This is a genomic window from Chryseobacterium vrystaatense (assembly GCF_000737765.1).
Classification (GTDB): Bacteria; Bacteroidota; Bacteroidia; order Flavobacteriales; family Weeksellaceae; genus Chryseobacterium; species Chryseobacterium vrystaatense.
In genome coordinates this window covers 68,499-91,536 of the sequence record NZ_JPRI01000010.1, presented here as the reverse complement: position 1 = coordinate 91,536, position 23,038 = coordinate 68,499, and the positions used below count along the sequence as shown (strand labels likewise).

The 23,038-nt window shown below is 37.6% G+C and carries 23 protein-coding genes; 6 read left to right on the top strand and 17 right to left on the bottom strand.

Annotated elements, in window-relative coordinates:
- Nucleotides 1–51: 51 nt before the first annotated feature.
- The 3 genes from IW16_RS20605 to IW16_RS20595 all read left to right on the top strand — a co-directional run bounded on the left by IW16_RS20605 (nt 52) and on the right by IW16_RS20595 (nt 2,940).
- Complete coding sequence (locus IW16_RS20605; protein WP_034749072.1) at nt 52–1,056, top strand: LLM class flavin-dependent oxidoreductase; 1,005 nt, start codon at nt 52–54, stop codon at nt 1,054–1,056.
- A 67-nt stretch (nt 1,057–1,123) separates the two neighbouring features.
- Nucleotides 1,124–2,245 (top strand): 3,4-dihydroxy-2-butanone-4-phosphate synthase, encoded by a 1,122-nt coding sequence (gene ribB, locus IW16_RS20600; protein ID WP_034749070.1) that lies wholly within the window; start codon nt 1,124–1,126, stop codon nt 2,243–2,245.
- 110 nt (nt 2,246–2,355) lie between these two features.
- Nucleotides 2,356–2,940 carry a Crp/Fnr family transcriptional regulator gene (locus tag IW16_RS20595; protein ID WP_034749068.1) on the top strand — a complete coding sequence of 195 codons (585 nt, stop codon included), beginning with the start codon at nt 2,356–2,358 and terminating at the stop codon, nt 2,938–2,940.
- Here IW16_RS20595 and fmt read toward each other — a convergent pair.
- From fmt to folK, 5 genes are all read right to left on the bottom strand, one after another.
- On the bottom strand, nt 2,937–3,881 hold the full coding sequence (fmt, locus tag IW16_RS20590) for a methionyl-tRNA formyltransferase (RefSeq protein ID WP_034749067.1): 945 nt from the start codon (nt 3,879–3,881) through the stop codon (nt 2,937–2,939). The genes IW16_RS20595 and fmt overlap by 4 nt on opposite strands.
- Before the next feature lie 175 nt (nt 3,882–4,056).
- Entirely contained in the window at nt 4,057–5,964 is a 1,908-nt protein-coding gene (locus IW16_RS20585) for a RecQ family ATP-dependent DNA helicase (protein WP_034749065.1), read from the bottom strand.
- 77 nt (nt 5,965–6,041) lie between these two features.
- A complete protein-coding gene (locus IW16_RS20580) occupies nt 6,042–7,478 on the bottom strand; it encodes an OmpA family protein (protein WP_034749063.1) in 1,437 nt (478 codons plus the stop codon).
- Nucleotides 7,479–7,545: 67 nt separating this feature from the next.
- Nucleotides 7,546–8,655 carry a hypothetical protein gene (locus tag IW16_RS20575; RefSeq protein ID WP_034749060.1) on the bottom strand — a complete coding sequence of 370 codons (1,110 nt, stop codon included), beginning with the start codon at nt 8,653–8,655 and terminating at the stop codon, nt 7,546–7,548.
- Nucleotides 8,656–8,676: 21 nt separating this feature from the next.
- A complete protein-coding gene (gene folK / locus IW16_RS20570; protein WP_034749057.1) occupies nt 8,677–9,093 on the bottom strand; it encodes a 2-amino-4-hydroxy-6-hydroxymethyldihydropteridine diphosphokinase in 417 nt (138 codons plus the stop codon).
- A gap of 20 nt (nt 9,094–9,113) precedes the next feature.
- On the opposite strand from folK, the gene sppA reads away from it, so the two are divergent.
- Complete coding sequence (gene sppA / locus IW16_RS20565) at nt 9,114–10,868, top strand: signal peptide peptidase SppA (protein ID WP_034749055.1); 1,755 nt, start codon at nt 9,114–9,116, stop codon at nt 10,866–10,868.
- Between the two features lie 71 nt (nt 10,869–10,939).
- On the opposite strand, the gene IW16_RS20560 is transcribed toward sppA, so the two are convergent.
- The 6 genes from IW16_RS20560 to rpmB all read right to left on the bottom strand — a co-directional run bounded on the left by IW16_RS20560 (nt 10,940) and on the right by rpmB (nt 13,400).
- Nucleotides 10,940–11,200 (bottom strand): GlsB/YeaQ/YmgE family stress response membrane protein, encoded by a 261-nt coding sequence (locus IW16_RS20560; protein WP_034749052.1) that lies wholly within the window; start codon nt 11,198–11,200, stop codon nt 10,940–10,942.
- 71 nt (nt 11,201–11,271) lie between these two features.
- Nucleotides 11,272–12,225: a signal recognition particle-docking protein FtsY gene (gene ftsY / locus IW16_RS20555; RefSeq protein ID WP_034749049.1), complete on the bottom strand. Its 954-nt coding sequence runs from the start codon at nt 12,223–12,225 to the stop codon at nt 11,272–11,274.
- Nucleotides 12,226–12,234: 9 nt separating this feature from the next.
- Nucleotides 12,235–12,702 carry a RidA family protein gene (locus tag IW16_RS20550; RefSeq protein ID WP_051890522.1) on the bottom strand — a complete coding sequence of 156 codons (468 nt, stop codon included), beginning with the start codon at nt 12,700–12,702 and terminating at the stop codon, nt 12,235–12,237.
- 94 nt (nt 12,703–12,796) lie between these two features.
- Entirely contained in the window at nt 12,797–12,949 is a 153-nt protein-coding gene (locus tag IW16_RS26185) for a DUF4295 domain-containing protein (RefSeq protein WP_073175385.1), read from the bottom strand.
- Nucleotides 12,950–12,968: 19 nt separating this feature from the next.
- Nucleotides 12,969–13,151 carry a 50S ribosomal protein L33 gene (gene rpmG / locus IW16_RS20545; RefSeq protein WP_027373683.1) on the bottom strand — a complete coding sequence of 61 codons (183 nt, stop codon included), beginning with the start codon at nt 13,149–13,151 and terminating at the stop codon, nt 12,969–12,971.
- Between the two features lie 6 nt (nt 13,152–13,157).
- Complete coding sequence (gene rpmB / locus IW16_RS20540; protein ID WP_002976757.1) at nt 13,158–13,400, bottom strand: 50S ribosomal protein L28; 243 nt, start codon at nt 13,398–13,400, stop codon at nt 13,158–13,160.
- Between the two features lie 240 nt (nt 13,401–13,640).
- Here rpmB and IW16_RS20535 point away from each other — a divergent pair, with 240 nt between their 5' ends.
- The gene (locus IW16_RS20535; protein WP_034749718.1) at nt 13,641–15,353 is read left to right on the top strand and encodes a T9SS type A sorting domain-containing protein; all 1,713 of its coding nucleotides are present in this window, start codon (nt 13,641–13,643) and stop codon (nt 15,351–15,353) included.
- Between the two features lie 219 nt (nt 15,354–15,572).
- Here IW16_RS20535 and lnt read toward each other — a convergent pair whose 3' ends face one another.
- Entirely contained in the window at nt 15,573–17,207 is a 1,635-nt protein-coding gene (lnt, locus tag IW16_RS20530) for an apolipoprotein N-acyltransferase (RefSeq protein WP_034749046.1), read from the bottom strand.
- Nucleotides 17,208–17,262: 55 nt separating this feature from the next.
- Between lnt and IW16_RS20525 the strand changes: the two genes are divergently transcribed.
- Nucleotides 17,263–17,685: a VanZ family protein gene (locus IW16_RS20525; protein WP_034749043.1), complete on the top strand. Its 423-nt coding sequence runs from the start codon at nt 17,263–17,265 to the stop codon at nt 17,683–17,685.
- On the opposite strand, the gene proC is transcribed toward IW16_RS20525, so the two are convergent.
- The 5 genes from proC to IW16_RS20500 all read right to left on the bottom strand — a co-directional run bounded on the left by proC (nt 17,666) and on the right by IW16_RS20500 (nt 23,035).
- On the bottom strand, nt 17,666–18,469 hold the full coding sequence (proC, locus tag IW16_RS20520; RefSeq protein WP_034749040.1) for a pyrroline-5-carboxylate reductase: 804 nt from the start codon (nt 18,467–18,469) through the stop codon (nt 17,666–17,668). The genes IW16_RS20525 and proC overlap by 20 nt on opposite strands.
- 26 nt (nt 18,470–18,495) lie before the next feature.
- Entirely contained in the window at nt 18,496–19,050 is a 555-nt protein-coding gene (locus IW16_RS20515) for a hypothetical protein (RefSeq protein WP_034749038.1), read from the bottom strand.
- A gap of 67 nt (nt 19,051–19,117) precedes the next feature.
- The gene (locus tag IW16_RS20510; protein ID WP_034749035.1) at nt 19,118–20,266 is read right to left on the bottom strand and encodes a cytochrome-c peroxidase; all 1,149 of its coding nucleotides are present in this window, start codon (nt 20,264–20,266) and stop codon (nt 19,118–19,120) included.
- Nucleotides 20,267–20,269: 3 nt separating this feature from the next.
- Nucleotides 20,270–21,793, bottom strand: coding sequence for a DUF6850 family outer membrane beta-barrel protein (locus IW16_RS20505; RefSeq protein ID WP_034749031.1), 1,524 nt, complete (start codon nt 21,791–21,793; stop codon nt 20,270–20,272).
- An 18-nt stretch (nt 21,794–21,811) separates the two neighbouring features.
- Nucleotides 21,812–23,035 (bottom strand): DUF4876 domain-containing protein, encoded by a 1,224-nt coding sequence (locus tag IW16_RS20500; protein ID WP_034749028.1) that lies wholly within the window; start codon nt 23,033–23,035, stop codon nt 21,812–21,814.
- Nucleotides 23,036–23,038 lie beyond the last annotated feature (3 nt).

The following is a 23,038-nucleotide window of genomic DNA, read 5'->3' as shown; positions in this document are numbered from 1 at the left end:
TGCGATTTTATTGGTTTAAATTTGTTTGGTTTTAAACCTAAAATTTAAAATATGAAAAATTTTGAAATATCGGTGCTTGATCTTGCTCCCGTAAAGCAGGGGAAAAGTATTCACGATACGTTTCAGGACAGTTTATCTTTAGCAAACCATACTGAATATTTAAATTATAAAAGATTCTGGCTTGCAGAGCATCACAATATGGAAAGTATTGCAAGTTCTGCGACCACAGTTCTGATTGGTTTTATCGCCAACGGAACAAAAACAATTAGAGTGGGGTCTGGTGGAATCATGCTTCCCAATCACAGTTCACTGATCATCGCTGAACAGTTCGGAACCCTGGAATCTCTTTTTCCGGGAAGAATAGATCTTGGTGTAGGAAGAGCTCCTGGAACAGACGGACTTACCGCTCAGGCTTTGGGAAGAAATCCGGCAATCATCAACAAACAGTTTCCAAGACAGATCTTGGAATTACAAACCTATTTTTCGAAGGACAATGCTGATGCTTTAGTGCGTGCAATTCCCGGTGAAGGTTTGGATATCCCTATTTATATTCTGGGCTCCAGTACAGACAGTGCATGGCTTGCCGCGGAGCTGGGGCTTCCGTATGCTTTTGCAGGACATTTCGCTCCGGAACAGATGGAAATGGCTTTTAAAATTTACAGAGAACATTTTCAGCCTTCTGAACAACTGGCTCAACCTTACCTGATGGCGTGTATCAATGGAGTAGCGGCAGAGACTTCTGAAGAGGCGCACAAAATGTCTACAACGTTGTTTCAGGCATTTATCAATATCATCAGAAATGACCGTAAACCTTTTGCTCCGCCTGTAGATGATATGGATGATCTTTGGTCACCGATGGAAAAATCGATGGTACTTCAGAAACTAAAATATACATTGATTGGAAATCAGGCAGAAATTGAAGAAAAACTAAAAGATTTTCAGGATAAATTCAATGTGGATGAATTAATTATCAATTCACATATCTACGATCATCAGAAAAGACTAAGATCTTACGAAATTTTCAGAGAGGCGGTAAACTCTTTATCCAAAGCCTAACAAACCATTGATATTAATTGGCAGATGCTCATTTTTATAAGTATCTTTGCACAAATAAAAAGTAAACATGTCTGATATTAAATTAAATACTATTCCAGAGGCTATTGAAGACCTTAAAAATGGTAAAATAATCATAGTAGTAGATGATGAAGACAGAGAAAACGAAGGAGATTTTCTTTGCGCTGCAGAATTGACAACGCCGGAAATTATCAATTTTATGGCACTTTACGGAAGAGGACTTATATGTATGCCACTTCCTGAAAAAAGATGTGACGAGCTTGGTCTTGAAGTGATGGTAAGCAGAAGCAGTGATCCTAAGGAAACCGCTTTTACCGTTTCTGTTGACCTTCTTGGAAACGGAACATCTACAGGAATTTCTGCAGGAGACAGAGCCAAAACCATTTTAGCTTTGATGGATGAAAAATCCAAGCCTACAGATTTCATGAGACCCGGACACATTTTCCCGCTTCGTGCCAGAAAAGGAGGTGTTTTAAAAAGAGCAGGACATACCGAAGCAGCCATTGATCTTACTCAATTGGCAGGTCTGAAAGAAGGAGGGGTGATCTGCGAGATCATGAATGATGATGGTACCATGTCCCGTTTGCCGGAGCTTCACGCTTTCGCTCAAAAACATGATATGAAGATTGTTTCCATTGAAGATCTGATCCACTATCAGCTTAAAAAAGGAAACCTTATCGAAAGACTGGAAGAAAGAAAAGTGAAAACAGCTTACGGCGAGTTTGATTTTTATGCTTTCAGAGAGACCTCTAACGACCAGATCCATTTTGCACTGACAAAAGGGGCATGGACCGTTGATGAACCTGTTCTGGTAAGAGTACAGTCTTCAGATTCCTATTTTGATGTATTGACAAGATTGAACAATGGTGAAAAACCACTATTGGAAAAAGTAACCAATATGGTGAACGAAGAAGGAAAAGGAGCCGTTATTTTCATCAACAACGTTTCAAATTCTGAAAATACACTGAGAAAACTTCAGCAGTTCCTGAACTATCAGGACGGACAGGAGCAGCATCCTACATTAGCATACAATTACAGAGATTACGGAATCGGAACACAGATCCTGAAAAATCTGGGGATCAATAAATTCAAAGTAATAACTCAGAATCCTAACATTAAGCCACAGGTTGGTGGATATGATGTAGAGGTGACAGAGCTTGTTCAGTTATAAATATCAATTTTGGATGGTCAATAGGGAATGAATTCTGTTGACTGTTCTATAAAGATCATTTCAATTAAAAAGGTTTAGGGTTTTTCTAAACCTTTTTTTATTTTTAAACCATGACGGAATCTTTAAAGAAACATATCAGAGAATATATTGAAATTTCAGACGATAAACTTGAGAAATACTGCAGTGCTTTCAGAATTGAAAACATTAAAAAGAAGGACTTTCTCCTGAAAGAAGGCGAAATATGTGAAGATGAAGGATTTGTATTGAATGGTTGTTTTAAAGTTTTCCGTACAGACAAGAATTCAGACGATCAAATACTATATTTTGCAGTGGAGGATTGGTGGATTTCGGATATCGACAGCTTCATTAATAAGATTCCTTCTCAGCTCAATATCCAGGCTATTGAAGACAGTGAGATTCTTTTAATATCAAGAGAAGACAAAGAAAAACTTTATCAGGAAATTCCTGAGATTGAAAGGCTCATGAGGCTTAAGTTTCAAATGTCAATCATTGCTTTGCAGCGAAGGATTATTGATAATTTAAGCAAACCGTCTGACGAACGCTATCAGGATTTTTTGAGAGACTATCCTAAAACGGCTCACCGCCTGACCAATATCCAGATTGCTGCCTATTTAGGAGTAACTCCCGAATTTATAAGCAGAATTCGACGGAAAATTGTACTCAAAAAACCCTAAAAACTGATATCTTCAAAATTTCTAAATCCATTCAGGAAATCTTTCACGGTCATTCTTTTTTTTCCTTCAAGCTGAAGCTCTTGTGGGAAATAAGCACCATCTTCCGTATAGATTTTGAATTCGTGCTTAGAAATATCCAAAGTTCCCGAAGTCTTTCCGTGATCTGTGATTTCAAATTTTCCAGCGAAGATTTTCAATCCTTTTTCGTCTTCTCCGATTTTTATAGTGGTGAAGGCTGCCGGATAAGGTGACATTCCAAGGATGAACTGGTGAACGGTCTTTGAAGGAACTTTCCAGTTGATTCTGGTATCTTCTTTAAATATTTTGTAAGCATTTTTAGGATGCTCTACATGAGGCTGAGGTTTCTCGATAATGGAATTTTCAGCTAAACCGTCAAGAGTTTTTACAACCAGTTTTGAACCCATTTCCATTAATCTGTCGTGAAGGCTTCCTGCATTCTCATCCGGTAGAACTTCAAGCTCTTCCTGAAGAAGAATGTTTCCCTCATCAATTTTTTCATTGATAAAAAATGTTGTAGCACCGGTTTTCTCCTCACCATTGATTACTGCATAATTAATGGGAGCCGCCCCTCTGTAATCTGGAAGGAGTGAAGCATGAAGATTGAAAGTTCCCATTTTGGGCATTTCAAAAAGTACTTTTGGCATCATTCTGAATGCGACCACTACAAAAACATCTGCATCAAGTTTTCTCAGTTCTTCTAAAAATTCAGGATTTCTCAGTTTTTCAGGCTGAAAAACAGGAATGTTGTTTTCTGCTGCATACACTTTTACAGGAGACTGATTGATCTTCTGACCACGCCCACTGGCCTTATCTGCAACGGTGACAACCCCTACTACTTCATGTTTTGACTGATGGATAGCCTCCAAAGAAGTTTTTGCAAATTCCGGAGTTCCTAAAAAAACGACTTTCAATGATTTCATAGGACAAAGATAAGGGTTTGCGGGTAAAGATGGAAGGGTACAGGTTCGAGAGTTTGTATGATTCGTGTTTTGCGGTGTGAGTTTGAAATGTAGTTGCTGATTGACTATAAATGTAACAATCTGAAGTCTGATGTCTGTCACCTGATACCTAAAGTAATGATTGGCCTACTAAAAATCACTCATTATTCAAGGCATACGTCCTAAAATTCAGCATCTTTACTTTTCCTGCATCCAAAAGAAAGATGAGGTTTTCTAAGATATTGTTTTTAGAATGATAGTTGAGCTGTACCGACAGGTCTTCAATCGTAGAGGGCTTTTTAGCCAGTAGATTAATGATCTGCTGAGAAATGTTTTTTCCGAAAATAGACTGTTTATTCTTTTCGCAGACTGAACATTGTCCACAATTCTTAGTGTTTTTTTCACCAAAGTAAGCGAGGATGAGTTTCATTTTACAGTACTCATTATTCTCTATGAAAAATTTGATCTCTTCCCATTTCTGAATTTTATTTTTTTGAATGTGTTCAAAAAGTTTCCAATAGGCTGAATTGATCACCCTTTCATCACGAGGCTTCAGAAACTTGATGCTTGATAAAGCGCCGTCTACATATTCCAGATAATTTTTCTGCTGAAGTTCTTTCAAACGTTCTTTGATTAGAGGCATACTTACCCCGATTTTATTGCTTACTTGCTGTTCGCTGAACATTACCTTATGAGTAGTGATTCCTGATATGGTACGAAGCAGAAGCTCTATGAAATAAGCGTCTTTCTGTGGCAGCTGGTCTATATCCTCAGCATTGAAGAGAAGCTCCAGTGAAGACAGGCTTTTGTTGTCGTTGTGATAGATAATCTCCTGATTGTGCAGAAAATTAAGAACATTGCTGATTTTTGCTTTTGACAGTCTGGTAAAATTTTGAATTCCCTGGATATTTAGCTGAAAAACTTTTTCCGGGAGTTCATATTCTGCTACCTGAAAAATAGAGTAGAGGTAGGTAATGATCTTTAAAAATTCAGCTTTGTTGGGAATCTGATTTTTAAGGATCTCATCAAAATTAAGTATTTCTTGTTTGTTCCAGAGGAGAAATGCAAAACTGTCTTTTCCATCTCTGCCTGCTCTTCCTATTTCCTGATAAAAGTTTTCCAGTGAAGGTGCGGGAGAATAGTGGATTACAAAGCGTACATTATCTTTGTCAATCCCCATACCAAAGGCATTTGTTGAAATAAGGACATGATTGTCGCTGTTATTCCATAGAGACTGCTTAGCATTTTTCTCTTTCGTTGTTAAACCGGCATGAAAGTAATCTACATTATTGACCTGATTTTTTTTGAGAAACTCTGCCAGTATTTCAGCGTCTTTTCTGGTTCTTACATAGACAATTCCGGAATCAGTATTGTGTTTTAAAATATCAAAAACCCGTTGAAATTTATCTGAAACTTCATCCATAAAAATCCGGATATTCTCTCTTTTAAAGCTTTTTTGGAAAATAAACGGTTTTTTCAGTTCCAGTTTATTTTTAATTTCTTCCAATACTTTTGGGGTTGCAGTAGCAGTTAAAGCGAGACATGGAATCTTAGGGTTATTTTTCCTGAATTCTTTAATATTCTGATAACTTGGGCGGAAATCCTGTCCCCATTCAGAGATACAGTGAGCTTCATCTACCGCAATAAAGGACAGTTGGATTTCTTCAATATTCTGGAGAAACTGGTTGTTGGTTAATCTTTCAGGGGATACGTACAATAGTTTGGTAAGTCCGTCTTTACAGCGGTCATAAACTGCTTCTGCATCATATTCGTCAAGTTCTGAAGAAAGATAATCTGCCTCGATGCCCCGGTTTTTCAGCTGGCTTACCTGATCTTTCATCAGGGCAAGAAGTGGTGAAATGACCAGACAGGTTCCTTCCTTCAATAAAGCTGGAAGCTGATAGCAAAGTGATTTCCCGGCACCAGTAGGCAAAAGGACAAGAGTGTCTTTTTCATTGATAACAGCATTGATGATTTCTTCCTGAGAATCTCTGAAACTGTCATAACCCCAAAAATATTTTAGGGTATCAAATTTTAACTTTTGGAAATCCTGCTGAGAAATCATAGGGTAAAAGTAATAAAAGTATTACAACAAAAAAAGCCGTGCAAGGCACGGCTTTAATATAATAGCTTATAATTTTATTATTTCGCTTCGAAGTATACTCTTCTGTTTGCTCTGTTTTTCCATTCAGGGCATTTAGTAGCTGGTTCACACTCAGGATATTTAAGGTCTTTTTCACCTTTTCCTACTGCGTTTATTTTTCCAGACTGAACTCCGTTTTTGATTAAGTAGCTCTTCACGTTATTTGCTCTTCTTTCAGAAAGTTTCTGATTGTAAGCATCAGTACCTCTTGTATCTGTAGCACCAACTACACTGTAAGAACCCGTTGAAGAGTTGATATAGTTTACAGCGTTGTTTAGGATTGGAGTGTTTGAAGGTAAAATTCTGTCAGAATTTAAATCAAACTCAATTCCTTCAAGCTTAGTTTCTGTTTCTACTACAGGTCCTGTAGTTGTTGTAGGACATCCATTGTTTTCAACAGGTCCGGGAACAGTTACACACTTATCGTAAAGATCAATTACACCGTCAAGGTCAGTATCAAGAGCAACACCAGCACCATCCACTCTTGCACCTGCAGGAGTATCAAGCTGTCTGTCCCAATCGTCACAAACTCCATCGTTATCAGCATCTCCTTTTTTACATACTTCAATATCCTGGTTTTTGTTAGCCAAAACATCAAGTTTGTAATAGATTTCCTGAAGCGGGTCATGCCACATTAAGTGAGACTCATGTTTTCCTAGTTTCAGTGAAATACCTAACGTTGCGTTGAAGAAGTTATCAGATACCTGCTCTTCACGTCTGTTGATAGTACTGTATTTGTCACCACCGCCATCGAATTCATCATCACCGGTTACTACATACATCAATCTTCCTTCAAGATCAATTCTTCTGTTGATCTTATATTTTAAACCGGCACCTGCCTGCATAAATAATGATCCTAATTTGAACGGTTTGATTTCTGTAGCCAATCTCTGTCCGTTAATATCTTTCTGGTAAGCTTTGTAAGCTATCGTACCAATACCTGCGTAACCGTGCAATGCCCATCTGTAAGGAGAATGGTTATCCACTCTTCTCAAAAGATTAGAGAAGTTGATATCTCCTAATAAAGAGATTGCATCATACTGAGTTCTTCCTGCTATAGCTGTTGCATCTGGTGCAGCATCTTTAGTATTAAAGAATCCCTGTCTTGTTTCACCTCTGTCATATTGTAATTTTAAACCGAAAGCATGTGTGATTGCTTTATCGATACTTACATAGGCAGAGTATCCGAAAAGATTCTTACCGTTACCATTTTTGATAGAAGTCATGTCTGCAGACTGGATCAGGGGCACACCGGCACCGGCTGAAATAGACCAGTCATTAAACCTTTTTGAACTATTGGTGAACGGGGAAACGTTGGCAGAACCGGAAGAAAAGGTGTTCGGATATTCTCCGTTTGAAACTGCCGTTGAGTCTTGCGCATAGCTGGCGGCTGGAATGGCCATTGCTAATGCTACAATTGCTAAACTTAATTTCATAGTGTATTTTTTATTTAGTTAATTAAATGATTTATTTTTTATAAAAACAGTTGTACTCACTGTTTTATTATTTTGTAGGGCATCCGTTGTTTTCAACAGGTCCCGGAACGGTTACGCACTTGTCGTACAAATCTATAACACCGTCAAGGTCCATATCTAAAGCAACACCGGCACCATCCACTCTTGCACCTGCAGGAGTATCTAGCTGTCTGTCCCAGTCATCGCATACACCGTCATTATCAGCGTCGCCTTTTTCACATACAACAAGATCTTGAGATGCATTTTCTAAAACGCTTGTTCTGTAATAGGCTTCCTGAAGCGGATCATGCCACGTTAGGTGAGATAATTGTTTTCCTAGTTTAAATGTCAGTCCTAAGTTCACTGTCCATGCATTATCAGATCTTGAATCACTGATCATATTATACTTTGAACCAGCTGTAGCGGGATCATAGTTGTTGGCATCAGCCCATCCGCCACCATCAAATTCATCATCACCACTAATGATATACATTGTTCTGGCTTCGATATCAATCAGCCTGGAAACGTTGTATTTCAATCCTACACCAAACTGATAGAATAGAGAGTTGATGTCAAAATCCTGTTTGATAAACAAAGGAACTCTTTTGGGGCTGTCGCTCCATCTGAACTCATTAGCGTCATGTAACGACGTATTGTACCCTTGAAATCCAATTCCTGCATAACCATGGAATGCCCATCTGTAAGGAGAATGGTTGTCTACTCTTCTCAAAAGATTGGAAAAGTTCACATCTCCCATTAAGGCCAGCTGATCATACTTAGTTGTTGCTGTACCTACTCCTGCCAAATTGCCTGCTGCACCGTCAAGCCTCGCTTTCTGTTTTGTTTCACCTCTCTGATAGATAAGGCTTAGTCCAAAAACATGTGAAATCTGCTTGTCAATACTTACATAAGCATTATACCCCCAATTAACCTTTTTATCATAAAAAGAGGTTAAATCAGAATGCGCCATAAAAGCAGCACCCCCACCAACGGAAATAGACCAGTCGTTGAATCGTCTGGCTTTATTATCAAAACGTTGTACATTAGCGGAACCTGAGGAGAAGGTATTAGGATATTCAGTAGAAGAGTTTACTGTGGTACTGTCCTGAGCATAGGCTGCTATAGGAAGTATGGCCATTAATAATAAACCTAATTTCATATTGTATGTTTTATGTTTTACTTAGATAAAATCTTTCAATAATATTTTAGAAAAATCCCTTTCAAATAAATGTTTTTGATGGGGTATTTCCAATCTTTCCGATTTGAATTTCAAATCATCATATTTAATGATATCTATATCTATAATTCTATCACTATAGCCTCCGGATACTTTTGAATCATTAATTCTTCCCATTTCAATTTCAATACTTTTAACAAAATCAAGCAGTTGAATGGGCGAAAGACGCGTGAATATTATTGATGCAATATTACAAAAAATATTAGAACTGACAAATTCTACAGGTTCTGTTATTAAAAATTCGCTGGTTTGTGATATCTCGTTTCCTCCCTCACTGATTTTCTGTAAAGCAAGCTCTACATTTTTTTTTTGATCTCCGAGGTTACTTCCCAGTAACAAAACGGCCTTGTGTTGCGACATATTAGAAAATTGATTGATTTATGAGAAGTTTCTTTAAAAATGTATTGGCAAATATAGTGGCTATTGTCCTATTATGTGCCGTATTTTTCGTCTTTTTCATTATGATGATTGTATTCAGTTCCATGGGAAATGACAAATCCGTTGCAGTGAAAAACAATTCTGTTCTGACGATTAATTTAAAGACTAATATAATAGACAGCCCAACCGAAGAACAGGTGGGACTGTTTAATATTAATGATAAAACCAAAAGTGTATTACTCTATGATGTACTTGAAGCGATTAAAAAAGCTAAAACCGATGATCATATTAAAGGTATAAGTATTGAAGCTGACGACCTGCATGCAGGAATGACGCAGATCGATGACATTAGAAATGCAATTCAGGATTTTAAGAAGAGCGGGAAATTTGTATACGCCTATGGAAATGCGGTATCACAGTCTGCATATTATTTAGGATCGGTGGCTGATCAATATTATCTTAACCCTTCGGGAATGATAGAATTGAAAGGACTTGCTACGGAAGTCACGTTCTTCAAAGATTTCGCTGATAAATATGGTATTGGTATAGAAGTGATCAGACATGGAAAATTTAAGTCGGCTGTAGAGCCCTTCTTAAGAAATGATATTTCTCCGGAAAATAGAGAGCAGTTAAGTACTCTTTTAAATGATATCTGGAAAAGTACATCCGGTAAAATGGCTGTTTCGAGAAAAATAGACACCGCTCAGTTCAGAACAGTTGTTGACAGTTTATATGGAATGATTCCTGAACTGGGGTTAAAATATAAGCTTGCTGATAAACTGATCCAGAAAACGGAGTATGATCAGATGATCAAAGCAAAACTAAGTCTTAAAGATAAGGAGAAGCTTAATAAGGTATCATTAGCAGGATATATCAGCTCTTACGCAAATGAGGATAAGTCCGGAGAGAAAGTGGCAGTATTGTATGCATCCGGTGGAATTAACAATGGAGATGGTTATAACGATATCAACTCTGAGAGATATGTGAAATATATCAAAGACCTTCAGAATGATGATAAAGTAAAAGCCGTTGTTTTCAGGATTAACTCTCCAGGGGGGAGTGCCAATGCTTCAGATGAAATTTTGTTTGAACTTCAACAGCTGAAAAAGAAAAAACCGTTGGTTGTTTCTTTTGGTGACTATGCAGCTTCAGGAGGATATTACATTGCGATGGCAGCAGATAAGATTTACTCAGAACCTAATACACTTACAGGATCGATTGGAGTTTTTGGAGTTATACCTTATTATAAGGATATTGCAAACAAAAATGGAATTCGCTCAGATATTGTTGCTACCAATGCCAACTCTCAATATTACTCTGCTTTGAACGGGGTGACGCCATACGGGGTAAACCTGATCACCAGAAGTGTAGAAGGAACCTATAAAAGATTTGTGCATTTTGTCACTCAAAACAGAAAGCAGACTTTTGAGCAGATTGACAGTGTGGGAGGCGGTAGAGTATGGAGTGGTGTCCGTGCGAAAGAAATTGGCCTTGTAGATGAATTGGGTACACTGAATGATGCTGTGAAATTTGCAGCTCAGAAAGCAGGACTTAAATCCTATCACATATCTTCTTATCCTAAAAGAATGACCCCTTTTGAGCAGATCTTTAAAGACCTGAACGAAGAAGATATTTCGGCAAGAATTATTAAAAATAAAATAGGTAAAGCCAACTATGAAATTCTTCAGCAGATCACCGATGAGAAACTAAAATCTGAAGTGAAAATGGAAATGCCTTACCAGATTAAGATCAACTAAACTAAATTATATTGTACAAAAAATCCCGGAACTGAATTCAGTTCCGGGATTTTATTTTTTATCTGCCAGGGTTAGCTTTTCCTAGTAGCCATTCCGTAGATCCAGAGGACGATTAAAGCTCCTCCGATAGCCAGAATCCAGCTTCTAGGATTCCAGAATGAAGTAACATCTCCCCAATGAAGAACGTAAACTCCAATTGCACCGCCTACGAAAGCGCCTATGATTCCCAATATAATGGTGATCAGCCAGCCGCCTCCCTGGTTACCCGGCATAATCATTTTTGCGATTGCTCCCGCTAATAGTCCGAAAATAATCCATGTTAAAATTCCCATAGTTGCAAATTTTTTAAAGTGTTAATATTTATTGATTTGTTTTACTAAGTTAAGGGAAAACATGATGTAAATCATCTTTTCTTGAAAAATGAATCTACAAATTCCGTACCATTGAAAAGTTGAAGGTCCTGCATCTTTTCGCCTACTCCAATATATTTTACCGGAATCTGGAACTGATCAGATATACCTATAACAACACCGCCTTTAGCTGTGCCATCCAGTTTTGTGACTGCCAATGCATTCACTTCTGTAGCTGCTGTAAACTGTTTTGCCTGCTCAAATGCATTCTGCCCTGTAGAACCGTCAAGAACGAGAAGGATCTCATGAGGAGCATCAGGAATAACCTTTTGCATAACTCTCTTGATCTTGGAAAGCTCGTTCATCAGGTTGATTTTATTATGAAGTCTTCCTGCTGTATCGATGATCACAACATCGGCATTCTGTGCAACAGCACTCTGTACCGTATCAAAAGCTACAGAAGCCGGGTCTGAGCCCATGTCCTGTTTAACGATAGGAACACCGACTCTTTCGCTCCAGATGACCAACTGGTCTACTGCCGCCGCTCTGAAGGTATCTGCTGCACCCAATACAACCTTTCGGCCTTCGGACTTGAACTGGTGAGCCAGTTTTCCGATAGTCGTTGTTTTTCCTACTCCGTTTACCCCAACGACCATAATAACGTAAGGCTTTTTCGATGTGTCTATATTTCCTGTTCCTGCATGAGGATTTTCAAGAAGCAGTCCGGAGATTTCTTCACGAAGAATATCATCCAGTTCACTTACACCGACATATTTATCACGGGCAACACGTTCTTCAATTCTTTCTATAATCTTGATGGTCGTGGATGCGCCGACGTCAGATGCAATAAGTATTTCTTCCAGGTTATCCAGTACTTCATCATCTACTTTGCTTTTACCGACTACGGCCTTCGTCATTTTTTCAAAGAAACCCTGGCTGGATTTCTCCAGGCCTTTATCTAAAGTTTCCTTTTCTTCTTTTTTGAAAATATTTTTAAACCAACTCATTGTTCATTCTTATTTGTTTTTTATAACTGCCGTAGCTTCGACCTCTATCAGTACGTCATCTCTAAAAAGACGGCTTACTTCTACCAGGCTGCTCACAGGAGGATTTTGAAGGTTGATGTATAAGTCACGGATTTTTCTAAAGTCTGGTGTTTTGGAAATATCGGTCATAAAGATTCCCAGTTTTACAATGTCCTTTCCCGTTGCTCCATATTCTTTCAGGATGTTTTCAATGTTTTTAAAAACCTGCCTGGTTTGGGTCTCGATGTCATGTCCTGCGAGATTACCTGCAGCATCCAGGGGAACCTGTCCGGATAGTAAAATCATTGTAGTTGTTCCACAGTCAATGCTGGTTGATTGTGAAAGTCCTTTGATGGTAAAAACTTCCGGTGAGTTTTTGTATTCTACATTGTTCATCTTTTTCTGACCGAATGAAGATAGAAAAATTTCTGTGAAAACCAGAATAAGAATCTTTTTCATATGGGTGTATATTGATTAATAATCTGGTGAACAAAGATAACAAAAAAACTACCCAAAATATGAGTAGTTTTTTATATTGTAAATAAAGTGGAGATTATTTCTTCAAATAACCGTCTACTTCGTCTGCATTCATTACTTTTTCTTCGAAAACGTAAGCACCTGACTTAGATGACTTAATCATTTTCACCACTTTAGTCATTTTTTTTGACTGTCCGCTTTGTAGGGTTGCTACTACTTTCTTTGCCATGGTAAATTATATTTATAAATTACTTGATTTCTTTGTGAAGGGTAGATCTTTTAAGAACTGGATTATACTTCTTAAGCTCTAATCTCTCTGTAGTGTTCTTTTTATTTTTAGTAGAAATGTATCTAGACATTCCTGGCATACCACTCTCTTTGTGTTCTGTACATTCAAGAATTACTTGAACTCTGTTTCCTTTTTTTGCCATGATTTATTAATTCTTTTTAATCAATCCGTTTCTAGTAGCTCTTTCAATAGCTTCCTCGATTCCAATCTTGTTAATCACTCTCAATCCATGAGCTGATACTTTCAGTGTTACGTGCTTATCTTGCTCCGGAAGGTAAAATTTCTTCTCTAATAAGTTAATTTCAAAACGACGCTTCGTTTTGTTATTAGCGTGAGAAACGTTGTTACCAACCATTGCACGCTTTCCTGTTATTTGGCAAATTCTTGACATATCTCGATGTTCTTATTTGTATAATATTTGAGAGTGCAAAATAACGAAGAATTTTTTATATAGGCAAATCTTTTGGAAAATATTTACAAATAACTGACTGATTAATAATCATGAATTTTAAAATAAAAGAAATTCTAAGATACACTCAGCCAAGTGACTGATATATTTCATGTAATCTTTCTGGCAAAAGCAGATTCGAATGTTTTACCTTTGTTTTTAATTAATCTAAATAAAAATAACATGAGGAGGATTTGTATTCTTTTATCTATGCTTCCTGTAGGGCTTATAGCACAGGACTATGTTGAGGTTCAGACCGGTATAAAGAATTTTTATTACGGAGCAGCTGATGTGGCTGATATTGACGGTGATGGAAAGCAGGATATCGTGGTCAACGGAGCGATAGATTCTGATCATGATGGAAATGTGGATACATCTTTTAATGAAGTATATAAGAATAATGGAACCTCCTTGGTACCCTATGCTAATCTCGGGGCTGCTGCAACTCATCTTGGCGATATTAAATTCATGGATTTTAATAATGACGGTCTTCTGGATATTATTTCTACAGGATTAAGCTATAATGATGTAGTCAATTATAAACATTACAGGTTTCGCAACACGGGAACAGGTTTTGAAAAAGAGGCTGATCTTGCGGGGAAAATCTATGGATCTTTGGAAGCTTTTGATTTTAATAATGATGGCAAAATGGATTATGCCATCAACGGAACCCAGTATGTAGCAGGAGTAGGTTTTGTCAATGTTGTTGATTTTTACGAAAATAAGGGGACGGATTTCGAAATGCATGGAAACTGGCTGCCTGGAACACAAAACGGAAGCTTTAAACTGATCGATTTAAACAACGATAATCTTTTGGATCTTGTTATTTTAGGGGTCGCACAAGGTGATGCTCCTATAGGTAAAGTATATCTGAATCAGGCGGGGACGTTGACGTTTTCTCAGGATCTCGCTTCTCTTACCGGAGGGAAAATGGATTTCGCAGATTTCAATGCGGACGGTTATCAGGACATTGTCATCAGCGGTCAGGACGATAACTATTCAGGATTCCTTGCTGTTTATATGAATGATGGAACCGGACATTTGAATGTTCAGCAGATCAGTGTTCCGGAGATTGCTGATTCATCTGTAAATACAGGGGATGTTAATAATGACGGATATTATGATTTCATTGTTTCAGGAAATGATGATAACATGGATGCTGTCGTAAAAACGTTCTTATATAATCCTTCTACTCAAAATTTCACTGAAAATATACCCACAGGTCTGCATACTTTAGGAGGTCCGGGTTTTGTTAATTTACTTGACTTTGACAATGACCACCGTCTGGATGTTTTATTGGCCGGATTTGATTGGGCGAATCCGGGCATGCCTTCACTTACCAAAATTTTCAAAAATACTTCTACTGAAGTTAACTTGAAACCTGTACCTCCTGCAGTCCTTAATTTAACAAAGACGGGCAACCGTTTTAAATTCTCATGGAGTGGCGCTTCTGATGACAAGACCCCAACGAATGCACTGCGCTATGAAATTAAAGTGGGATCTACACCAGGGTCTGCCAATATTGCAAAATATGTAGTAACGACTCCTTCGTGGTTCCTGGATCTCGACCCTTCTATTGAAAATGTATATTGGAGTGTAAAGTCTATTGATGCTTCAAAAGTATATTCGGATGCTTCAGCACAGGGTACCCTGGCAACCCGCGATGTGGCGGTCAACAGTCAGGTTTCAATTTATCCGAATCCGGCATCAGAAAAAGTATTCATCAAAGGAGAAAAAGTTTCAGATGTTGAAATATATTCTATAGATGGTAGAAAGCAGAATGTTATTTTAAATAATGATCAGTCTGTCAATGTATCACATCTTGCAAAAGGAGCTTATGTATTAAAACTGAAAATTAAAAACGAAATAACCACTCAAAAACTTATCATTAAATAAAACTGAAAAGTTCTATTAGTTAGAAAAGCCAGACGTCCAGCTGGCTTTTCTGTTTTTTAATCGCGAAAACTCAGCGGTTAATTATGTATAAAAAACAATCTTTACCCAGCCGGATAAAGATTGTTTTTTTTGATCTGTAAATATTTGTAATAAACGATCCCGTCAAATCTTCGATTGATTCTCTCTGTCGTTTGAATCTGAAAAGCATGGTAATTGATATTACGCTTTCTTAACTCTCTTCCTGAACTTTTCTATTAAAAAGTAGAACAGTAAAAATCCAAGTGAAAAAATAGAGAATCTCGAGAGCAGATCTCCGGCTCTTGTATAAAATGTCATTGTTTCATAGAGATTCACTTTTGCGAATAAAGTGGTCTGGTCTCCGTAGAATGTATCTGCTACAACTTCTCCTTTTGCATTGATATGTGCAGATATTCCACTATTGGCTGCACGGGCAATTTCTCTTCTGTTTTCAATAGCCCTTAGTTTTGCGTAAGATAAAAGCTGTTTATGTCCCTGTGTAACTCCCCACCAGGAATCATTCGTAACAATCCCCATAAAATTGGCCCCTTTCTTAACATAGTCTGTTGTAAATTCACCGTAAATACTTTCGTAACAGATGATGGGAGCCATTCTTCCTTTATTGTAAGGGTTTGAAAATGATTTTCTTTCTTTATCGATACCAAGGGAGGCAACAGTTCCACCAAGATTAAGCATAGCATCACCTAACAGAGGCTTTAAAAAGGTCATATAAGGGAAGATCTCAACTCCCGGAACAAGTTTTCCTTTGTGGTATACCTGGATATCTTGCTGAGGTGCAATCTGCACTGCGGTATTGTAGCTTTCCACCCAAAGATCAGGGTTGATCTGGTAGGCTTCTTTAGGCATCTTTTCCTGATTTTTGTAAAATCGGTGTGAAGAAATCCCTGTTGCAAAAACAGCTCCCGGATGTTTTGATAAAAATCCTTTAATATTGTTTAAAATCAAACTCTTATCGAATGCGGTCTCGGAAATTGAACCTCTTCCTGGAAGAGCCGTTTCGGGAGCGATATAATAATCTATTCTTCCCTTTGAATTATTTTCTGCTAAAGTCAACAGGTCGTTTTCAATAACCAGGCTGTCTTTTGAATATTTTTCAGCATAAGGATCAAGATCAGGCTGCAGCATCAGAACATTGACCTGTCCGGAAGGTTTCTCGTTGAAATTATTGTATTTGACTAGTGAAATAATCATCGGAAGGACGATCAATGCAGCTACGATAGATGAATTTCTGATCAGATCTTTTCTTTTTCTTCCTGCTTCCCAGGTTCTTAATGTATAAAAGATTAAAACATTGATCAGTAAAATCCAGAAGCTTCCCCCGGTGGCACCCAGGGTGTCGTACCACTGTATTAATTTAGGATAATCTGAAAATACATTTCCTAAATTCAGCCACGGCCATGTCAGCTCCCAGTTCAGATGAAATTTTTCAAAACTCATCCAGATAGCGATCAGGAATGCCAGTCCCCAATAGGTTCCCTGTGCATTTTTGTACCAGTGATAGCATTGGAAAACAAGGGAGTACAAAAAGGAATTAACGAGTACCGGAAATACAACAGCCATCATAGAATGGCTTCCATCCGGGTTTTTTGCTCCGTACAGCCACCCGGTAGTTACAATGTTCCAGATTACAAAACAAAGATAAGAGAGTCCGAAGACCATCCAGCTTTTTCTTTTGTAAGATGAAAATTTTGATATTCCGTGTTCCATCATAAGAAGTGGAACAAGGGCAAAAAATATAAAAAACGGAACTCCGTAGGTAGGCCACGAAACGGAGAGCAGCATCGCTGAAATGAGCGTAAGTAAAACGTATTTCATTAAATTGATTTAACACACAAATTTAATGTTTTTGAAATGAATAAATTTGCAATTGATGTTAAAGAAATTTTATAAAATCATTATTGTACCGTATACCGTCTTTTTGCTTTACCTTATGTTTTTGGGTATGGGCAGATTTCAGTATGAAGATAACCTGATTACTGTGGAGCCTATTTTTTCTACGATACAGTTTATCCGCAGTACCATTGGATGGAAAGATGTTATAATAATTGTTTTAGGCAATATTATTATGTTTGTTCCTTTCGGTTTTTTGGGATGGATCAATCCTCAACTCAGGAACTTAAAAATACTGCTGTACAGCTTTATTTCTTGTATAGTGATCGTTGAGGCGCTCCAGTATTTTACGAGAATGGGAATATTTGAGGTGGATGATATCCTTCTTAATACATTCGGGGTTTATCTCGGATGGCTTCTTTGCAGATTTATAGAACAGAAGTTTAGCCGTTTAGTTCTTTAGCCCGTTTTTCAGCATTTAAAATTCCGTTTTTTAAAATTTCTTTCAAACTGCTGTCTTCAAATGTTTTTAAAGCAGCTTCAGTAGTTCCCCCTTTGGAAGCTACATCTTTAATGAGTTCTTCAAGATTTTTTTCGGAATTATTAATCAGGTGATAAGCACCCAGCATAGTCTGCTGTACAAATAATTTGGAAAGGTTCTCATCGATCCCCATTTCTACACCAGCTTTTATCATAGCGTCAACAATGTAGTAAAAATAGGCAGGTCCGCTTCCGGAAAGTGCCGTAACACCATCCAGAAGATCTTCGTTTTCAAGATAAACCGATCTGCCGGTGCTGTTTAACAGTCTTTCGATATTGATCAGCTGGCTAAAAGAGATACCATTCGCAGCGGTATAACCTGTGATTCCCATCCCCAGAAGAGTAGGGGAGTTCGGCATAGCTCTTACAACAAGAGAATGGTTGAGTAATTTTTGAATTTTTTCGATCTTAATTCCAGCCATGATAGAGAGAACCATCTGGTTTTCTTTTAATGTAAACTGAAAATTCTGAACAACATGCATGAAGTCCTGAGGTTTCACTGCAATGATAATAAGATCAGCATCCAGTTCTTTGGTGTCTTCAAAAGTGGAGACTCTGGATTTTGGGAATTCTTCCGCTACTTTAGAAATTTTCGAATGGCTTCGTGTGATCAGGTGCAGGTGCTCCGGCTTGATCAGTTCATATTTTAAAAATGATTTTGAAAAAGACAAACCCATATTGCCGGCACCGAGGATAGCGATTTTCATAAGTGTTTTTTTTTATTTTGTGATTGTTACTTTAAATATTTTCTAAAAACTTTGGAGTAGTTATCATTAAAGTTGATGAGATGTATGTTTTTAAAAGAAATTTTATCAGGCTTCTTATTAATTCTACCTGCTGGATCATAATTGTTGATGATGACTGATTTCGCATTAACATCTAAGATTTCACCAATTGAAAACAGATCTTTTTTATTTTTCTTACTTTCTACAATACAGTGGTAGTCTTGCTTTTTGATTGATTTAAAAAGTGATTCTGCGTTTTCCAGATTCGTTTTATCAATAATTTTTTGATTAAACTTTATCAGATTTTCATCCAGGTAAATGGCTTTGGAAACTTTGTCATAGCCATTGTTCCGAATGCTTATAACTCTGTTGTAGGGAACAATCTTAGTGCCTACCAGTGCAAATTCATTGGATTCTTCGATCATGACAAAATCATCAGAGAATTTCACCAGGAAACCAAATATTGCTGAATCATCATCAAGGTAAACCTTTACGAAATCGGTGGCCTTAATATGCTTTTCTATTAATTTTTTAAATTCTTTATCTGAATATTTTTTGCCCATAATCTAAGTTTTTTTAGCTAAAATAAACTTTTTATGGTAAAAATATTAGATCGTCCTGAACTTAAAATTATTCTACCGGAAATTCCGGACGTCTCATTTTAAATTTGGTTCCTGACAGAGATTCCAGAAAAGAAACCAATGCTTTCTTTTCCTGAGGCGTTAATTTTAACGGTTTCAATAAAGGATCAGCAGATGGAAAAAGCGGATCCTGAAGCTTCTTTTCAGGAGAAGGGTCCATCATGTGCATTCCGCTGTCGTAGATGTTGACTACCCCCTCCAGATCATTGAATAATCCATTGTGCATCCAGGGTCTGGTAAGCAGTAGATCTCTTAGTTGAGGTGTTTTGAATTTACCAATATCTTCCGGGTTTTTGGTGGTGTGATAAAGACCCAGATCTTCATACTTTCTCTTGTAGTAGGTTAATCCGATATTATGGAAAGATTCATCGGTAAGGTATTGACCGTTGTGACAGTTCATGCATCTTGCTTTTGTTCTGAAGATATGCATTCCGTAGATCTCTTCATCCGTTAAAGAACTGTATTTTCCTTCCAGAAATTTGTCAAAACGGCTCGGCTGGCTTTTAAGGGTTTTCTGAAAATCGGCTATGGCTTTTACGATCCGGTCATAAGTTACGTTCTCATCACCATATGCTTTTTTGAAGAGTTGAACATATCCTTTTACCGCCTTAATTTTGGCTGGTAATGTTTTGACATCCATGGCCATTTCGTGATGCGCACCGAGAGGTCCGGCAGCCTGCTCTTCAAGAGTTTTAGCTCTTCCGTCCCAGAAGAAGGACTGTCGCTCTGCTATATTATAAAGTGATATTGTATTTCTGTTTCCTAAAAGATGGTCGTTTCCTAAGGCGACACGGCGGTTGTCTGACCAGCCCATTTCAGGATCATGGCAGGAGCTGCATGAGATCTGGCTTGATTTGGATAATTTGGGATCAAAGAACAGCATTTTTCCCAAAATGACATTGGGCTTATCCTGATCTGCAAAATAAGCAGAGTCCATCTTGATAGGAGCAAATTCTTTCCATTTTACTCCATAGTCAATATCGGGTTTTGGCCAATCGGTGATGGCTTTTTTGTAACTTTTTACAATATCTTCAATAGTTGGATCCTGAATATCCGAAAGATCCACATTTACTTTAGCGGTAAAACTCCATAATACCAATAAAACCAATCCTAAAACCCAATATATACCTCTTCTCATTATCTAAAATGTTATTCCTATGCTTCCTCCGACAAAATTATTGTTTTTTTCCTGAATTTTCTGTAATTGGTATTCTGCACTTACAAAGAATGACGGCAATTTTTCAAGCTTGAAATCATATCTTGCCGATGCACCCAATGTTGTAATGTCGCTCGCCTGGAAGTTGAAATCCTGCTGCAGCCATCCGTTTACTCCTGCATTTCCTGTCATAGCCAATGCGTTGATGGATTTAGTGACTGTTCTTTTGGAAAAGTAGGGCTGAAATGTGAATATCTGCGTATCTGTGATCTGCTGTTTGAAATCTGCATTGATCCCAAAATAAGAGTATACAAATTTTTGTCCAGCATCAGGAAATAATCTCCTTTCTTTAATTTCTTCATAACCATAAAAAGGAATGGCAGTAATGGAAAAATTATTCCCGGTATACTGATAGAAACCTTTTACAGTACTTTCAAAATTTTCTCTTCGGTACGCCTGTCTTTTAAAAAGCTGGGTTAAAGCTACGGTATTCAGGGAATATCCGTATTCAGAACCTGTATTTTTTACAGCTCGGTAATTAACCAGTAAACCCACTCTGTGTTTTTCGTGAATATTGAAAAATTTAGCCCCTTCTATTTCAAAGTTTTCGGTTTTCAGATCGGAGATGTCAAGCATGGTACCTGAACCATCATTATAGCTTCTCAGATTGTTGCCTGTTCCTACCGATGCCTGAATATAAAAATCCTGTCCTCCTTTTCCGGATATCTGTATTCCCCCTTTGTAAGCAAACTCTTCAAATGTGTTGGTTGGCGCTGTTCCCCCATTAAAAAGATAATTGGAAAACCCTAATCCTGACATCTGATATACATAAGGTCTTCCTAACAAACTTTGAAAGCTGATAGAGTTGTTCTGAGTGTATTTGTTCAATTCACCAAAAACGCCCACTTCATATTCTCTGAAAACTCTGTAATTCAGTCCGGCATTCACTTTCAGATCAGAAGTTGTACTTCTCAGTCTTGGATCTTTAGAACGGTATCCAAGCTGAGCAGCATAGCTAACCTGTCCCGCCAAAGTCCAGCGGTTTATCTTTTGCAAATAGCCGCCGGCAAACTGGTAGCGTTCCAGATTAAGTTGACCTCCTACAGAGTCTGCTGCTATATACGGAGCATTACGCTCATAATCTAAAGTTTCATTCCACTTTACAGAATTGATCTTTACATTTTGATAGCTGGCATTTCCCCAGACATATCGGTTGGGTTTTAGTTTTTGAAAAGATTTCGCCTCTACTGTTAAACCTTTGTTGCCACTTCCTAATTGCTGCCGGTAGTTTTTTTCATTGCGATCATGATATCCGACATTGAATTCTGAGAATGAAACAGAACTGTAATCCGACATTGATGCCGGATTAGAGTAAAGTTGAGTTTTAAAATTTCTTTCAGTGCTGTATTGATTATTGATTGTCTTAAAAAGACTCAGACTGTCCTGAGCTTTGGCTGTAAAAGAAAAACCAATCAGTAATAATAAGAAAGATGCTTTTGTATGTAGCATAGTTGGGTAATCTAACTTTTAGTGTACAATCCCGTTTTTAAGACTTGGCTCCGAGTCTTTGGTGAAATCATTTGATGAATTATTCGTATCCATATAAAGATTTTTACCGTTGGTCATTTGTCCTGTTATTTTACGTCTTACAGACTTTCCGTAACGGGTAGGATCTTTATCTATTGTACCTACAGAGGTCCATCCACCGTCAATACTTGCTGAAGTCAGGGTATGAACAAATTTGGTTGAGATACTGTTGTTGACACCATCAATAATCCAGGAATTTGGGATTGTATAAGCGCTTTTTGAAGTAACTCCGCCAGCACTGTTTTGGTAAGTGTAATCATACTTAAACTGCTGAAGGAATGTATTTTCATTTTCTCCGGCAGGGATACGTGCAATGATGTAGCTTTCAAATCCACGGTCGTGAAGGAAGAACATATTGAAGTTCATCTGAGAATAAATGATTTTTGCATTCGGTACAGAAGGGTTGTCCACCTGTCCTAATGCAGGGTTTGTAGATGGAAATTCAAAATCTGCATTATGAAGATCGTAAGCTGTACTGGTGTTGCTCTTGTGATTAATAGCATTATCTGCGATAACGATAAAATCGCCTGGCTGTACAGGATACTCGGTTCCTGTTCCCGGTAATACCATTACTGCTTTTACCGGGAATGCCAGGTTTTTGTTGTACGGTGTAGGGTTTTTATCATCTGTTGTCAGGAATTCCGACTGTCCCAGAACAAGCTTATCAGCATACAATATATTTTTGGTATTGTTTGTTAATTTGAAGTAGCGGCTTGAATTATAATTTTTACCATCTACTGTTTTGATTCCGGTAAAGAATACTTCTTCAATGATAAAATCGTCATGGAATTTTTTTAGAATTAACGGAATATCCAGATTGGTAACCATTGTTGCAATATCAGTCTGTGCAGAAGCACCTACTGCAACCTCATCATTGTCTGAAATAACGGCACCATTTACTGTTATTTTATATGAACCGTAAGGCACCTCAAAAGTGTAGGCGGTCTTATTTTCTACTTTTCCCTTAATAATAGCTCCTGTATTTACTTCTTTCAGCTCTATATCCAGAGTTTTATAAGAAGAAATGTTATCTCCCGAAAAAGACAAAGTTAAAGCTCCTTTTTGGGTCGTTGTTACTCCAAAATCGTCACTGGAGCAAGAAGTTACCGTAAATGTAGCGGTCATCATTGCTGCTAAACTTAATAGTAAAACTCTTTTTTTCATGTT